Here is a 15399-nt window from a genome sequence, read left to right on the forward strand (position 1 = left end):
GATCCCGACCCAACCGGCCCAAAGCGAACCGCAAGCCATGCCCGCGACCGCCGCCGCGCCCGGCTCCCGCCTGCTCGACGACCTCGCCCTCGCCGTCGGGGCGGAGAACCTGCTCCACCGCCACGACGAGCTGGTCGTCTTCGAGTGCGACGGCTTCGTGATCGAGAAAAGCGTGCCCGACGTGGTCGTCTTCCCGACCACCACCGAGCAGGTGGCCGCGGCGGTCAAGGCGTGCAACCGCCACGGCGTCCCGTTCGTGCCCCGGGGGGCGGGGACCAGCCTGGCCGGGGGGACCCTGGCCGTGGGCGGCGGGGTCATGATCTGCCTGACCCGGATGAAGCAGATCGTCGAGATCAACCTCCGCGACCGCTACGCGGTGGTCGAGGCCGGGGTGGTCAACGTCTGGCTCAACCGGGCCCTGGCCGGGACCGGGTTCCACTACGCCCCCGACCCGTCGAGCCAGGGGGCCTGCACCATCGGCGGCAACGTCGGGACCAACTCCGGCGGGCCGCACACCCTCAAGTACGGCGTGACGGCCAACCACGTCCGTGGGATCGAGATGGTCCTGCCCGACGGCTCCGTCGTCGAGGTGGGCGGGGTCGAGGAAGAGTCCCCTGGCTATGACCTGGCCGGCCTGCTGGTCGGCAACGAGGGGACGCTGGGGATCGCCACGAAGGTCACGGTCAACCTGAGCCGCGACCCCGAGGCGGGCCGGACCTTCCTGGGCGTGTTCGACACGGTCGAGGCGAGCACCCAGGCGGTCAGCGGGATCATCGCCGCCGGGATCGTCCCGGCCTCGCTGGAACTGATCGACAACATGATGATCCGCGCCGTCGAGGCGGCGTTCCGGTTCGGCTTCCCGGTCGAGGCCGGGGCGGTGCTCCTGATCGAGATCGACGGGCTGGAGGCGGGGCTGGACCGCGAGGCGGCGGCCGTCGCCGAGATCGTGGCGGCGCACGGCGGGACGATCCGAAACGCGATCGCCTGGCGGACCCGCAAGGAGCCCGAGTACGTCGCGATCTGGAAGTGCCGCAAGTCCGCCTTCGGCGCCATCGGCCGGCTGAGCCCGACCTTCTGCACCCAGGACGGCGTGGTCCCCCGGACCAAGCTGCCGCACATCCTCCGGTTCACCGACGAGGTCGCCCGCAAATACGGCCTGCGGATCGCCAACATTTATCACGCCGGCGACGGCAACATCCACCCGATCCTCCTGTTCGACGAGCGCGTGCCCGAGCAGGTCCGGGCGGTGCTGGACGCCAGCCGGGAGATCCTCGACGAGTGCATCAACGTCGGCGGGAGCGTGACCGGCGAGCACGGCATCGGCGTCGAGAAGATCGAGTTCATGCCCCGGCTGTTCGCCCCGGCCGACATCGCCGCGATGGTCGCCATCCGCCTGGCCTTCAACCCCGACGGCCGGTGCAGCCCGGAGAAGATGATCCCCGGCGGCGTCGGCTGCATCGAGCGCAAGAGCCCCGGCCATCGCGCCTCGGCCTGACCCCCGGCGCGATCTGGCGGGGCGGGGCGTCCTGGGGTAAGGTGTCGCGACGAATCCAACCATCCTCGGACCGGAGGGCTGCCCTCGTGGCGCGACGATCCCGGCTCCCGCGACGACGCCCCGAGGGGATCTTCCGGCTCGGGCAGGCCCGCCCCGCCGCCCCGGCCGCCAACCTCGACGAGCAGCGGCTCACCCTGTACCTGCCGCCCACCGTGCTGGACTGGGCCGAGGCCCAGGCGATCGAGGCCGGCGTCTCCACCGTCCAGATCTACTGCGCCAACCTGCTCCGCGAGGCGATCGAGTCGGCCCACGAGCGCGGCCGGGTCGCCGAGGCCGAGGCCCGCCAGGGGACGCTTGCCGGCTTCCGGGCCATCGAGGACGACCCCGAATACCTGGCCGAGTGGAGCGCCTCCGTGGCCCCGGCCGCTTCGCCGCCCCACGACATCCACGTGATCGAAGCCCCCACCCCGTCCCCGAACCTTGACATGCCCGACCGACCACCCAGCGCCGCCGCCCAGGTCGTCTTCCGCCACGCCGCCTCCGGGAGCGACGATCGGGGCGGGTTCCTGCCCACGCTCCGGCGGGGCGAGACGATCGTCGACTCCGTCGCCCGCGAATTGATGGACGCCCTCCATACGCTCGAAATCGAGCATCAGGGCGTCCCGACCATCGACCGACGCCTGGCCTACGCCCTCCACCGCCTCGCCTACGAAGGGCAGGTGCTCCACACCGACGCCTATCCCGGCCAGCTGGACGGGGCGACCGTCGACGCTCTCCGGCTGGTGCAGGAGGCCGTCGACCGCGTCCTGTCGGGCGAGGACATCCGCTATTTCGCCCCGGAGATGCCGCGTTGAACCCCGAACCACCGGCCGGAGGCGACCCGATCGGCGACGGCCAATTCGCCCTGGCCACCGATCGCCCCCAGACCATCGAGGAACTGGTCGAGGCGGTCGCCCGCCGCGTGGCGGAAGGGCACGCCCTCTACCCCCAGGGCGGGCAAACGGCCCTGGATTACGGCGGCATCCCCACCCGGCCGGGGGCGGCGATCGACGTCCGGGGCCTGGATCGGATCGTCGACTACCCGGCCGCCGACATGACCGTGACCGTCGAGGCCGGGATCACCCTGGGCTCGCTCCGCGAGGCGCTGGCCCGGGAAGGGCAACGCCTCTGGGTCGAGGCCCCGCAGCCTGACCGGGCGACGCTGGGCGGGATCTTCGCGACCGACAGCAGCGGTCCGCGCCGGTTCGGCCTGGGACGGCCCCGGGACCAGATCCTCGGCGTCCGCTACGTCTCGGCCGCCGGCGAGGTGGTGAAGGGGGGCGGCCGGGTCGTCAAGAACGTGGCCGGGTACGACCTGCCCAAGCTCCTGACCGGCTCTTTGGGGACGCTCGGGATCATCGCCGAGATGACCCTCAAGGTCCGCCCGGCCCCCGAGTCCTCGGCGCTGGCCTGGGCCTCCTATCCGAGCCTGGCCGCGGCCTCCGACGCCCTCGACGCCCTGAACACCTCGGCCACCCGCCCCGTGGCGGTCGAGTTGCTCAACCCGCCGGCCGCCCGCGCGATCTTCCCCGGGCAGCAGGACGGCGCCTGGGCGGTGGTCGTGGGTTTCGAGGACAATCGGGCGTCGATCGAATGGCAGGCGGATCGGATCGCGGCGGAGTTGGCCTCCGGAAAGCCGACCGTCGTCCGCGATGCCGAGGTCGAGCCATTCTGGGCCGCGCTGGTCGAGTCCCAGGCGGCCGGCGACGGGCCGATCCGGTTCAGGGCCTCGCTCCGTCCGTCCGCGCTCGCCCGGTTCCTGGATTCCGTCGACCCGGGCCTGTGGTCTGTCCAGGCCCACGCCGGCAACGGGATCGCGCGGGGTGCGTGGATCGGCGAGGCGAGGGACCTGGATGCGTTCGCCGATGAGATCGGCCTGCTCCGTGAGCGGGCGAAGACGCTGGGCGGGACGCTGATCCTGCCGCGATGCCCGACGGCCTGGAAGGGGCGGCTCCGGGTCTGGGGCGACCCCCGGCCCGACTGGGGCCTGTCCGCGAAGGTCAAACGGGCCCTGGATCCGGCGGGGGTGCTGAATCCCGGCCGATTCCTGGATACAATCGGATAGATCGAGATCCCGCCCCGCGAGGCCCCGCAAGCTCATGGCGACCGAGACGACCCGACCCCCGGCCCCCCCGGCGCCCGGGGTGGACCTGGCCTGGCTCGCGGCCAAGATCCCCTATGAACGCTACCAGGAATGCGTCCATTGCGGGCTCTGCACCGCGAGCTGCCCGACCTACGTCGAGACCGGCAACGAGAACGACGGCCCGCGCGGGCGGATCTACCTGATGCGCGCCGTGGTCGACGGCCGGCTCGGCGTCTCGGCCGACGTGCGCCGCCATCTCGACCTCTGCCTGGACTGCCGCGCCTGCGAGTCCGCCTGCCCGTCGGGCGTCCAGTACGCCAAGATCATCGAGCCGTTCAAGGTCGCCCTGCACGCGTCGGCCCCGCCCGGCGACCGCACCGGGATGCTCCAACGGCTGATCCTCCACCACCTGTTCCCCTACGCCGGCCGGGTCAAGGCGGCGCTCGCCCCGGCGCGGCTGCTCCAGAAGGCCGGCGTGCTCGGACTATTCGAGCGCTCGGGGCTGAACCGGCTCTTGCCGCCGACCCTCCAGCGGCTCCAGGCGATGCTGCCCAACCTGTCGAGCCCCGGGGCCCGTCTGCCGGAAGTCCTCCCGCCGATCGGCCCGAAAAGGGCGCGGGTGGCCCTGTTCCTCGGCTGCGTCTCCGACGCCATGTTCCCGGAGACCAACGCCGCTACCGCCCGGGTGCTCCAGCAGAACGGCTGCGAGGTCCACGTCCCGCGCGGGCAGAACTGCTGCGGGGCGATCCATTACCACTCCGGGGCGGAGGCCCCCGCGCTCGACCTGGCCCGCCGCAACATCGCCGCGTTCGACCCGTCGCAGTACGACGCGATCATCGTCAACGTCGCCGGCTGCGGGGCGATGCTCAAGGACTACGCCCACCTCCTGCCGCACGGCGACCACGCCGCCGCCGCGCAATTCGTGGCCAAGGTCCGCGACATCTCCGAGTTCCTGGTCGAACTCGGCCCGATCGCCCCCCGGCATCCGCTGCCGTTCAAGGTGACGTACCACGACCCCTGCCACCTCTGCCACGGCCAGCAGGTCCGCGCCCAGCCCCGGGCGCTCCTGAACCTGATCCCCGGCCTGGAGTTGGTCCCGCTCGAAGAAAGCGAGATCTGCTGCGGGGCGGCCGGCACGTACAACCTGACCCAGCCCGAGATGTCCGAGCGGCTGGGCCGGCGCAAGATGGACCGGATCGAGGCGACCGGGGCGAAGGTGGTGGCCACCGGCAACGTCGGCTGCATCCTCCAGATCGCCCGGCAGGTCAAGGACCGCCGGAGCCCGATGACCGTCGCCCACCCGGTCGACCTGCTCGACATGGCCTATCGAGGCCCGTCCTCCACCACCGAACCCTCGGGACCCGGTCGATGAGCCCCCAATACTGCTACGCCATGCTCGACGTCTTCGGCAAGTGCTGGGTCATCACCGACCAGGCCACGCAATCCTATTCGATGGCCGCCCTGCTCAACGAAGGCTGGGTGCCGATCCGCGAGACCCCGTTCCACAACGCGACCGGCTCGGCCTACATCCTGGTCCTGCTGGAACGGGCCCCCGAGGGGGAGATGGGCTTCGGCTTCCGCCAGGGCTGACGGAAGGGCCGATCAGGCCGATCGCGGCTCGGCGGCTAACCTCCGCCGACGGGCCGCCGCACGAATGCCGATAGCCGCCATGCCGACCGCGAAGAACGCGATCGTCGAGGGCTCCGGCGTGGGCGTCGGGAGCCCGGACGGGGTGAGCAGGAAGTCGTGCGTCTCGCCGTGGATCGTCCCCTTGGCGAGGATTCGCCCCAGGTCGTCGATGGCGTAGGCTTCGGTCAAATGGATGCCCAGATCGGCTGCGATGTTGTCATCAAGGTAGGGATCTACCATGCTCGACGACATCGCGAAACCGAAGGAAGTCCCCACAGCCTGACCGTGGATATTGAAGTCTTTGACAGGCACGTCGTCTGAATGCCAAGAAAATCCACCGCCACCTGGGGAGTATACATTGTAAACATCACGCCCAGACTGTCCGTAATGTTCGTACCGGATAGAGCCGTATGCGTTTGAAGCAACCTGAATATACGCGGGCCGGCGGTCCGCGTAGGGCATATTGAAGATTTGACCGCCGATGTTGACTTGTTGGTAATTTTGAACAACAACGGGATGATCAGGATAATTAACCGGGAATTTATCCCAATCATACTGGATCGATCCGCTGCTCAGGTCCGTCACCCGATAAGCATCGCGATTGCCCCCACTCACCCGATAAGCATCGCGATTGCCCCCACCGAGAATCGGCTCGGCCTTCGCCGAAGGGGGATAGGCCATACAGGCCATCGCAATCATGGCCAGCGCGATGCGGGGGGAAAGGTTGGCCACCGGGTCGCTCCTTCGACTGTCGGGCAAGGACTTCATGGGGCGAAGGATAGATCCGGCCCGACATCAGCGTCAATCTCAGTTCTGCAAATGATCATTGAAGAAATTAGGTGCCCGGCTCGGCGGGCAGGGCGTCGACGATGGCCTCGATCAGGGTGCCGAGCCGCTTGCCCGCCTCGATGCCCGCTTCCAGAACTTCAGCGTGGGTGATCGGGGCGCCGGTCATCCCGGCCGCGGCGTTGGTGACCAGCGCGAAGGCCAGGACGTCCATCCCGGCGTGGCGGGCCACGATCGCCTCGGGCACGGTGGACATCCCCACCACGTCGGCCCCCAGGGCCCGGAGCATGCGGATCTCGGCGGGGGTCTCGTAGCTCGGCCCGGGCAGGCAGGCGTAGACGCCTTCTTGAAGGGTCATCCCCAGCGCAGCGGCCCCGGCGTGGGCAAGGTCGCGGAGATGCGGGGCGTACACGGTGGTCATGTCCGGGAACCGGGTGCCGAGGCGGTCGTCGTTGCCGCCCCGGAGCGGGTTGGAGCCGATCAGGTTGAGGTGGTCCGTCACACAGACGAGGTCGCCGGGCCGGAAGGTGGGGTTGATCCCGCCGGTGGCCGCCGTGAGGATCAGGGTCCGCACGCCCAGGGCCTTCAGCACCCGGGCCGGGAACGTCACCGTCTCCAGGTCGTGCCCCTCGTAGAAGTGGAACCGGCCCTGGAGCATCGCCACCCGCTCCGGGCCGAGGTCCCCGACCAGCACGTTGCCCAGGTGCCCGGCCACGGTCGGCGCGGGGAAGTGGGGGATGTCGGCATAGGGCACCACGACCGGGCCCGACAGGCGATCGGCGAGCACGCCCAGCCCTGAGCCGAGGACGATGGCCACGCGGGGCGGGTCGCCGATGCGGGAACGAAGCACATCGGCGGCCTGTTCGATCCGGTCGTGGAGCGTCGTCATAGCAGGATCCCCGCGATGCAGGCCGAGAGGAAGTTCGCCAGCGTGCCGGCCAGAAGCGCCCGAAACCCGAGCCGGGCCAGGTCGACCCGGCGTTCCGGGGCCAGGGCGCCGATCCCGCCGAGCTGGATGCCGATCGAGCTGAGGTTGGCGAACCCGCAGAGGGCATAGGTCGCGATGGTGAACGACCGCGAACCGGGTGTCAGGCCCGACTTGCCCAGTTGCTCGAACGCGATCAATTCGTTGAGCACGGTCCGGGTGCCGAGCAGCCCGCCCACGGTCGGGCAGTCGCGCCAGGGGATGCCGAGCAGCCACGCCACCGGCGCCAGGGCCATGCCGAAGACCTGCTGCAACGACAGGCCGGCCAGCCCGAGCAGGAGGTTGACGAAGGCGATCAGGCCCAGGAACGAGATCAGCATGGCGGCGATGTTCAGGGCCAGTTGCAGCCCCTCGCGGGTCCCGCGCGACGCGGCGTCCAGGAGGTTGGCGTCGGGGCGTTCGGTCGTGGGCCGGGCGTTGCCCAGGGTTTCAGGCGTCTCGGTCTCGGGCACCATGAGCTTGGCCAGCAGGATCGTGCCCGGGGCGGTCATGATGACCGACGTGAGGATGTGGCGGATCTCCGCCCCGGTGGCGATGTAGGCCGCCATCACCCCGCCCGAGACGTGGGCCATGCCCGAGGTCATCACCGTCATCAGTTCGGACCGGGTCAGGCGGGGCAGGTAGGGCCGGATCGTGAGCGGGGCCTCGGTCTGGCCGAGGAACAGGGACGCGGCGACGTTGAGCGACTCCGCCCCGCTGGCCCCCATCAGCTTCTCCATCGGGATCGCGAACAGTCGGACGATCCACTGCATGATCCCGAGGTGGTACAGCACGGCGAACAGGGCCGCCACGAAGATCACCGTGGGCAGGACGCGGAATGCGAACACGAAGCCCGCCGGGCCGTCCGGCGCCGCCAGCTTCGGACCGAACACGAACGCGGCCCCGTCGATGGCGCAGTCGAGCACCCGGCCGATCCCGACCCCGGCCCGGCGGATCGCCTCGCGGCCCGGCTCGAACCGGAGCACGACGAACGCGAACGCCCACTGGAGCGCCAGCCCCCAGAACAGGACCCGGCGCGAGATCGACCGGCGGTCGGCCGACAGGAGGACCGCGACGGCCAGGACCGCCGCGATCCCCAGCAACCCCTGGAACCGCGCGGCCATCCCCACGACCTCGGGGGCGGCCGGCGGCCCGGCGCCGAGGGCGGTCGAACCCGCCAATGCCACCATCAGCAAGACCCATCCCGGTCGAGGCATCCCGCGCATCCTTCCGGTTTCGACGAAGGGGGGCGGCGCCGAGGCCCCGCCCGGTGATGTCACGATCATGGCTCGGGGAGTTGCCCGACGAACTCGATCGCCCGATCGATCCAGCCCGCCAGTCGAACGTCGTTCTCGCTGCCGTCCGGGCCGATCAGGACCCAGCCCTTCATGGGCCGCGACCCATTCATGAACGGCTCGGCGTCGGGGCCGTTCACCGCCTCGGCCGCCCCCTCCGGCCCCAGCCGGGCGAGCAGCGAATCCCGGACGACGGCGACCGTCAGCCGGCCGAACCGGAGGAAGGCGAGCCCGCCGAACATCCGCCGTTCCTCGATGCCCGGCGAGCGGGCGAGGGCGTGGCGGACCCGGTCGGCGAGCGATTCGCTGTAGGCCATCCCGGAGCCCTCAGAGGCGTTCCACGATCAGTTCCCGGCAGGGCAGCGGCCCGCTGTCGACCCGATAGGCGGCCCCGATCATGGCCAGGGCCGATTCGAGGCCGAGGTCGTCGTTGAGGTAGACCGTGCAGAGGGGTTCCCCCGCCTTGACCGGATCGCCGATCTTCTTGTGGAGCACGACGCCCACCGCCGGGTCGATCACCGAGTCGACGCGGGCACGCCCGGCGCCGAGGAGCATGGTCGCCTGGCCGATGGCCCGCGCGTCGAGGCCGTGGACCACGCCGTCGTGGGTCGAGTCGACCTCGACCTCCCCCTTGGGCTGGGGCAGGCGATCGAAGTGGTCCAGGGCCCGGGCGTCGCCCCCCTGGGCGTGGACCAGCCTGCGGAACCGCTCCAGGGCCGACCCGTCGGCGATCGTGGCGAGGCAGCGCTCGCGGGCCGCCTCGATGGTCGGCTCGACCTCGGCCATCAGCACCATCTCGGCGGCCAGCTCGATCGACAGGTCCATCAGGTCGGCGGGCCCCTCGCCCCGGAGGCATTCGACGCTCTCGATCACCTCCACGGCGTTCCCCACGGCGCGGCCGAGCGGCTGGTCCATCCGGGTGATCAGCGCCCGCATCCTTTTGCCCAGGCCCCGGCCGATCGCGCACATCGCCTGGGCCAAGGCCCGCGAGTCTTCCAGCTTCTCCATGAACGCCCCGCGGCCGGTCTTCACGTCCAGGACCAGCCCGTCGATCCCCTCCGACAGCTTCTTGGACATGATCGACGCCGAGATCAGGGGGATCGACTCGACGGTCGCCGTGGCGTCGCGCATCGCGTACAGGAACTTGTCGGCCGGGGCAATCTCGTCGGTCTGGCCGATCAGCACCAGCCCGCACTCGGCGAGCACCTTCTTGTAGTGGTGGAGGTCGAGGTTGACGTTGAACCCTGGGATCGACTCCAGCTTGTCGAGCGTCCCCCCGGTGTGGCCCAGCCCCCGGCCCGAGACCATCGGCACCGGCACGCCGGCCGCCGCGGCGATCGGCGCCAGGATCAGGGAGGTCTTGTCGCCCACCCCGCCGGTGCTGTGCTTGTCCACCTTCAGGCCGGGGATCTCCCCCAGGTCGACCACCGACCCGGATCGCATCATGGCGTCGGTCAGGGTGGCGGTCTCGCGGTCGTCCATCCCCCGCCAGACGATCGCCATCAGCAGGGCCGACCACTGGTAGTCGGCGACCTCGCCGCCGATCCCGGCGACCATGAACCGGATCTCGGCGTCGGACAGGGCGTTTCCCTCGCGCTTCTTGCGGATGATGTCGACGGCTCGCATGGATGGTCCTGGAGGCGGGGAGGGGGGGAAACAGGGTCAGATCAGTCCTGGTGCAGCGTGTTGAACTGGCGGTCGCCGGCGTCGCCCAGGCCGGGGTGGATGAACCCGACCTCGTTGAGCTTCTCGTCGATCGCCGCGACGTGGATCGCGACGTCGGGCATCGCCGCCGACAGCGCCTCGATCCCCTCGGGTGCGGCCAGGATCGAGAGATACTTGAGCCGGGTCACGCCGGCCGCCTTGAGCAAATGGCAGGCATGGACCGCCGAGCCGCCGGTGGCCAGCATCGGGTCGAGCAGCAGCACCAGCCCGACCCCGCATCGCGTCGGCAGGCGGGTGTAATATTGCTCCGGCCGGAGGGTCTTCTCGTCGCGGCGGAGGCCGATGTGCCAGACCTGCGCATCGGGCACGACATCCAGCACGCCGTCGGCCATCCCCAGCCCGGCGCGGAGGACCGGCACGAGCGCCACCGACGCCGCCGGCACCCGGCACTTCGCCGTGGCCAGGGGCGTCTCGACCTCGACCTCGCGGGTCTCCAGGTCGGCCATCGCCTCGTAGGCCAGCAGCATCGCCGTGACCCGGACTAGCCGGCGGAACTCGGCCGGGGGCGTCCGGGCATCGCGCAGGGCCGAGATGTTGCTCAGGATCAGGGGATGCGTCGACGGGTGGACGGACGCCACGGGGGCCTCCCGGATGGTCGGACGGTCGGGCAGAAGCCGTCGCCTTCCGCGGGAAAGGAGTCGGGCAGGGGAGGCCCGTGCGGAGGGCAAGGTCCGCAGATCCTACACGATCCGAGGCCGCAATGGGCGTGGCTGTTCGGAAAGTGACCCGCGGAGCGGGCCATCATCACCCGGCCCCCTGGATCTTCGCGCGGGCTCCGGCATCGGGCCGCGTTCGGACGATTCGGAATAAAGCCAACCCCGGCCATCGCCGACGCACGAGTTGACCCCCACGGGACCTTCCCCGACAATAAACTTGATGACGCCCCCGGGCGTCGAACCACGCGGGTGGAGGATCATCCCATGTCCGAATCCATGACGCCTCCGGGCGTCGAGCAGGGCCCATCGGCCCCGAATCGCCTGAAGTTGGACGCCCGGGGCCGTGCGCTCCCCCGGACCGACGAGGAACGGGCCGCCGACGCCGAGCGGATCCGCGAGTTGGTGGAGATCCTCAAGGCGACTCCCCCCGACGACCCGCCCGGGGAGACTGAAGCGTTCATGCGGGCGATCGATTCGCACCGTCCCGATCGGCCGCTGTTCGAAGGGTATTACTGACCGTGGCGAGGATCGTCCTGCTGGATGCCGGGGTGATCGGCCTGCTGGTCTCCGACCCCCACCTGCCCGCCGTCGCCCACGGTATTGCCTGGCTTGGCGACCTGGCCGGCCGAGCAGACGTCACGATCCCCGACGTCGCGGCCTTCGAGGTCCGCCGCGAATTACTCCGCATTGGGGCGTCCCGGAAGCTGTCCAATCTTGCCAGCCTCCGCGCCCGGCTCCTCCGCGCCGAGGTCACCGAAGACGCATGGATCAAGGCGGCCGAGTTCTGGGCCCTGGTGCGGCGGGCCGGCAAGCCCACCGCGAATCCCGAAGCGCTCGACGCCGACGCGATCCTGGCCGGGGTGGCGGCCACATTAGGGATGCCTGGGGATGACGTGGTCATCGCCACGACCAACGTCCGCCACCTGACGCGGTTCCCCGGGATCGACGCACGCGAATGGCGAGCGGTCCGCTGAATCACGTCGTTCGGTCAAGTCCGAGCCTGCCAGATGGTCGGGTCGCGAGAGGTGTGGAAGATCGCGATGACCTCGACCCTGTTCGATTCCGCCCGGTAGTACACGCAGTAAGGAAACTTCGCGACCACAGTTTTTCGCACGTCTGCCAAGACGGATTTGTGCAAATCCGGGTTGGCGGCGATGCGGTCGAAGACGTCCTGCACCCGTGCCGCGAAGTCAATGCCTCGGCCAGCCCGCTGCTTCTCGTAGAAGTCGAACGCCTCGTCGAACTCGGCCCGTGCCTCGTCGCGCAGGACGACCGGCAGGTTCACCTCGCCGCCCTGGCCAATGCCTGGGCTTTGACTTCCTCCCAGGAAACCACCGCTTCTGGGCGCTCGAGGCTATCCGCCCACCGCCTCTCCAACTCCTGGCGTTGGGCCTCGCTGAGGGGAGCTTGTTCGACGTCGCGAGCCGCGCTGTCCCAGATCGCCTGGGCCAAGGCGATCCGATCCTCAACGCTCAGGCGATCAATTCCCAACTCGGACAGGGATGGCAACATCGAAGGCCTCCATGATGGGCGACAGGATACGACCGTACCTTACCACGCCACTTCGATCATTGGCGACGCCCTATCCGAGCTGCACGATCAGGCCAGCCGCGTCACTCCCGCACTTCGGCGGAGAGACTTTTGACCCATCGCAGCCCGATTGGTAGAAGACGCATTCGATTCTGGACGTCGTGACGGAAATCTCTCACCATCGGCACTGACAGCCAGCCATTCACCCACGGCAACTGCCGAGCCAGGTCAAAGAACACCCACTTGACCGTCGGATCCTCGCAACCATAACACGCCACCTTGGTGAACCCGCCGACGACCTCATGTGATGGCGGGCCGAACTCGCCGAGCAAGTTCTCCTCGGTCATAACCCTATGCCTGAATCCGCGAGTTCTGATGGTTGCAGCGAACCCACGCATCTCGGCCACTCGCAACAGCCGAACGGGTCTGAGATAGCCGAGTTTGAAGGCCACTTCCGCGTACACCGAGGCGACCTCGTTGACGAAGTGGGGGAATGGCCGATGCTGGAACTCGAATTGTCCGCAGACCCGTCGGCATCCCCGGATGTAAGTGTTCTTGGCGTCGGCCCACTCCTGCTCCCGCCCGTCGATGAAAGCGAGCGTGCACAGCAGATGGAGCAGAACCATTTCTGTGGCATCTGCGGTACCGCTGCGCATCGAGGGCCGGAAGACCGTAAAACTCAGGTCTTCGAGCAGATGGTCCCGAATCTCGACGACTGAACGCATTCTTTCCTCGTGTGGATAAATTTCGAGGAAAATACTCGATGCAGCCTCCCACATCGACCAGGATTTGATCACTTGCCAAACTGAGTCAACATATCAAAAAGAAGGCCCACCACCGGATCTTACCGGTGGTGGGCCTTGATGACTCACAGGAACCGAAAGTCGCGGATCAGGCCTTGGCCTTCTCCAGGGCGACCTTCTTGACGATCTCTTCCTGGAAGCGGGCGGGCAGCTTCTGGTACTTGAGGAACTCCATGCTGAACCCGCCCTTGCCCTGGGTCATGGAGCGGAGGTCGTTGGAGTAGCCGAACATCTCGGAGAGCGGCACCTCGGCGAGGATCACGGCGAAGCCGGCGCGGGCCTCGGTGCCGAGGATGACGCCACGCTTGGACGAGATGGCGCCGGTGACGGGGCCCTGGAACTCGGTCGGGACCTCGACGTCGACCTTCATGATCGGTTCGAGGAGGACGGGCTCCGCCTTGCGGAAGGTCTCGCGGAAGCAGTCGCGGGCGCAGATCTGGAACGCCATGTCGGACGAGTCGACGTCGTGGTACGAGCCGTCCTGGAGCACCATCTTGACGCCCAGCACCTCGAAGCCGGCCACGGGGCCCTTGTGGAGCGAATCCCGGAAGCCCTTCTCGACCGACGGGATGTACTCGTTGGGGATGCGCCCGCCGGTCACCTCGTTCTCGAAGATGAACTGCTCGGGGGAATCGTCCGGCATCGGCTCCAGGATGCCCTTGATGTGGGCGTACTGGCCCGAGCCGCCGGTCTGCTTCTTGTGCTTGTAGTCGAACGACGTGGCCTTGGTGGGCGCCTCGCGGTAGCTCACCTTGGGCATGCCGACGGTGCAGTCGACCTTGTACTCGCGGCGGATCCGCTCGACGTAGATTTCCAGGTGGAGTTCGCCCATCCCGGAGATGATCGTCTCGCTGGTTTCCTTGTCGACGTGGACCCGGAAGGTCGGGTCTTCCCGCATGAAGCGGTTCAGGGCCTTGGACAGCTTGTCCTGGTCGCCCCGCTTGCTCGGGGTGATGGCCAGGTCGATGACCGGCTCGGCGGCGTAGATGCTCTCCAGCGAGAGGTACTGGCCTTCCTCGCAGTAGGTATCCCCGGTCGCGCACTCGATGCCCATCACCGCGACGATGTCGCCGGCGCCGGCCGAATCGATGTCTTCCTTCTCATCGGCGTGGACGCGGAGGATGCGGCTGATGCGGGCCTTCTTCCTCATGCGGGAGTTGAAGTAGAACTCCCCCTTCTTGAGGGTACCCTGGTAGATCCGCATGTAGGTGACCTGGCCGAACGCCTCCTCGACGAGCTTGAACGCCATCGCCACGAGGGGCTTCTCGGGGTCGGCCTCCAGCGGCATCTCGACCATCCCGTTGGCGTTGTCCTTGGCGTGGACCTCGCGGTCGAGCGGGCTGGGCAGGTAGGCGTTGACGGCGTCGAGCAGGAGCTGCACGCCCTTGTTCTTGTAGGCGGAGCCGACCAGCACCGGGCAGATCTGCTGGGCGATGGTCGCCTCGCGGATCGTGGTGTGGATCAGGTCCAGGGGCACTTCCTGCTCTTCGAGCAGCAGCTCCATGATCTTGTCGGAGACCAGCGAGAGGGCTTCCAGCATCCCCTGGCGGGCGCGCTCGGACTCCTCGGCCAGCTCGGCCGGGATGGCCTCGCGGCGGATCGTCTCGCCCTTGTCGCCGTCGAAGTAGACCGCCTCGCGGTTGATCAGGTCGATCACGCCGCCGAAGTTGACCTCGCCGCCGATCGGGATCTGGATCGGCACGGTGGTCAGGCCGAGCTTGCTCTCCAGCTGGGAGATCACGTTGGCCGGGTTGGCCCCGGTGCGGTCCATCTTGTTGATGAACGCCAGGCGGGGGACGCGATACCGCTTCATCTGGCGGTCGACGGTGATCGACTGCGACTGGACGCCGGCCACGGCGCAGAGGACCAGCACGGCGCCGTCGAGGACGCGGAGCGACCGCTCCACCTCGACGGTGAAGTCGACGTGGCCGGGCGTGTCGATGATGTTGATCTTCTTATCTTTCCACTGGACGGTCGTCGCGGCCGACGTGATCGTGATGCCGCGCTCTTTCTCCAGCTCCATGTGGTCCATCTTCGCGCCTTCGCCCCGGACCTCCTTGATGGAGTGGCTCTTGCCCGAATAGAACAGGACGCGCTCGGTCAGCGTCGTCTTCCCGGAGTCGATGTGGGCCGAGATCCCGATGTTCCGGACGTTGCTAAGATTTTCCATGAGCGGTATCGTCTTGTTCCAATTGGGCGGTCGGTGGGCCTGAATGTCCCGGGAGCAGCCGAGAATCGCCAGGCTGGGGATGGCTCGACCCATCAGACTTCGACGGGCCGAAAGATTTGCCGGTGGCACGCCGCGGGCTAGCGACCGTCCCCGATCCTTCCATGATGATCCGGGACGGGCGTGCCGGGCGTGGTTGGCAGGGTGAGGGCCCCGGGCGCGTCCGA

The 15399-nt window shown here is 68.7% G+C and carries 17 protein-coding genes; 7 read left to right on the top strand and 10 right to left on the bottom strand.

Going from position 1 to position 15399, the window contains the following annotated elements; genetic code table 11:
- The first annotated feature begins 37 nt into the window (after positions 1-37).
- The 5 genes from TA3x_RS17085 to TA3x_RS17105 all read left to right on the top strand — a co-directional run bounded on the left by TA3x_RS17085 (position 38) and on the right by TA3x_RS17105 (position 5207).
- Complete coding sequence (locus TA3x_RS17085; RefSeq protein ID WP_435015863.1) at positions 38-1495, top strand: FAD-binding oxidoreductase; 1458 nt, start codon at positions 38-40, stop codon at positions 1493-1495.
- 86 nt (positions 1496-1581) lie between these two features.
- Positions 1582-2349, top strand: a complete 768-nt coding sequence (locus TA3x_RS17090) for a hypothetical protein (protein WP_435015864.1) — start codon at positions 1582-1584, stop codon at positions 2347-2349.
- Positions 2346-3599 carry an FAD-binding oxidoreductase gene (locus TA3x_RS17095; protein ID WP_435015865.1) on the top strand — a complete coding sequence of 418 codons (1254 nt, stop codon included), beginning with the start codon at positions 2346-2348 and terminating at the stop codon, positions 3597-3599. Before TA3x_RS17090 ends, TA3x_RS17095 begins: the two co-directional genes overlap by 4 nt.
- Positions 3600-3633: 34 nt before the next feature.
- Positions 3634-4989 (top strand): (Fe-S)-binding protein, encoded by a 1356-nt coding sequence (locus TA3x_RS17100; protein WP_435015866.1) that lies wholly within the window; start codon positions 3634-3636, stop codon positions 4987-4989.
- Entirely contained in the window at positions 4986-5207 is a 222-nt protein-coding gene (locus TA3x_RS17105) for a hypothetical protein (protein WP_435015867.1), read from the top strand. The genes TA3x_RS17100 and TA3x_RS17105 overlap by 4 nt, the downstream gene beginning before the upstream one ends.
- Positions 5208-5219: 12 nt before the next feature.
- On the opposite strand, the gene TA3x_RS17110 is transcribed toward TA3x_RS17105, so the two are convergent.
- The 6 genes from TA3x_RS17110 to upp all read right to left on the bottom strand — a co-directional run bounded on the left by TA3x_RS17110 (position 5220) and on the right by upp (position 10594).
- Positions 5220-5978 (bottom strand): PEP-CTERM sorting domain-containing protein, encoded by a 759-nt coding sequence (locus tag TA3x_RS17110; protein WP_435015868.1) that lies wholly within the window; start codon positions 5976-5978, stop codon positions 5220-5222.
- A 103-nt stretch (positions 5979-6081) separates the two neighbouring features.
- Positions 6082-6921: a purine-nucleoside phosphorylase gene (locus tag TA3x_RS17115; RefSeq protein ID WP_435015869.1), complete on the bottom strand. Its 840-nt coding sequence runs from the start codon at positions 6919-6921 to the stop codon at positions 6082-6084.
- Complete coding sequence (locus tag TA3x_RS17120) at positions 6918-8213, bottom strand: NupC/NupG family nucleoside CNT transporter (protein WP_435015870.1); 1296 nt, start codon at positions 8211-8213, stop codon at positions 6918-6920. Before TA3x_RS17120 ends, TA3x_RS17115 begins: the two co-directional genes overlap by 4 nt.
- Positions 8214-8278: 65 nt before the next feature.
- Positions 8279-8608: a TfoX/Sxy family protein gene (locus TA3x_RS17125; protein WP_435015871.1), complete on the bottom strand. Its 330-nt coding sequence runs from the start codon at positions 8606-8608 to the stop codon at positions 8279-8281.
- A gap of 10 nt (positions 8609-8618) precedes the next feature.
- Positions 8619-9917, bottom strand: a complete 1299-nt coding sequence (locus TA3x_RS17130; RefSeq protein WP_435015872.1) for a thymidine phosphorylase — start codon at positions 9915-9917, stop codon at positions 8619-8621.
- Between the two features lie 41 nt (positions 9918-9958).
- Positions 9959-10594: a uracil phosphoribosyltransferase gene (gene upp, locus TA3x_RS17135; RefSeq protein WP_435015873.1), complete on the bottom strand. Its 636-nt coding sequence runs from the start codon at positions 10592-10594 to the stop codon at positions 9959-9961.
- Between the two features lie 342 nt (positions 10595-10936).
- On the opposite strand from upp, the gene TA3x_RS17140 reads away from it, so the two are divergent.
- Both TA3x_RS17140 and TA3x_RS17145 read left to right on the top strand, forming a co-directional pair.
- Positions 10937-11188 carry a hypothetical protein gene (locus TA3x_RS17140; RefSeq protein WP_435015874.1) on the top strand — a complete coding sequence of 84 codons (252 nt, stop codon included), beginning with the start codon at positions 10937-10939 and terminating at the stop codon, positions 11186-11188.
- Positions 11189-11190: 2 nt separating this feature from the next.
- The gene (locus TA3x_RS17145; RefSeq protein ID WP_435015875.1) at positions 11191-11646 is read left to right on the top strand and encodes a type II toxin-antitoxin system VapC family toxin; all 456 of its coding nucleotides are present in this window, start codon (positions 11191-11193) and stop codon (positions 11644-11646) included.
- A gap of 14 nt (positions 11647-11660) precedes the next feature.
- Here TA3x_RS17145 and TA3x_RS17150 read toward each other — a convergent pair whose 3' ends face one another.
- From TA3x_RS17150 to fusA, 4 genes are all read right to left on the bottom strand, one after another.
- Entirely contained in the window at positions 11661-11957 is a 297-nt protein-coding gene (locus tag TA3x_RS17150) for a type II toxin-antitoxin system RelE/ParE family toxin (RefSeq protein ID WP_435015876.1), read from the bottom strand.
- Positions 11954-12184, bottom strand: a complete 231-nt coding sequence (locus tag TA3x_RS17155) for an addiction module protein (RefSeq protein ID WP_435015877.1) — start codon at positions 12182-12184, stop codon at positions 11954-11956. Before TA3x_RS17155 ends, TA3x_RS17150 begins: the two co-directional genes overlap by 4 nt.
- Before the next feature lie 101 nt (positions 12185-12285).
- A complete protein-coding gene (locus TA3x_RS17160; RefSeq protein WP_435015878.1) occupies positions 12286-12927 on the bottom strand; it encodes a hypothetical protein in 642 nt (213 codons plus the stop codon).
- Between the two features lie 166 nt (positions 12928-13093).
- Positions 13094-15175 carry an elongation factor G gene (gene fusA / locus TA3x_RS17165; protein WP_435015879.1) on the bottom strand — a complete coding sequence of 694 codons (2082 nt, stop codon included), beginning with the start codon at positions 15173-15175 and terminating at the stop codon, positions 13094-13096.
- Positions 15176-15399 lie beyond the last annotated feature (224 nt).

Source organism: Tundrisphaera macrotermitis, assembly GCF_051175315.1.
Classification (GTDB): domain Bacteria; phylum Planctomycetota; class Planctomycetia; order Isosphaerales; family Isosphaeraceae; genus Tundrisphaera.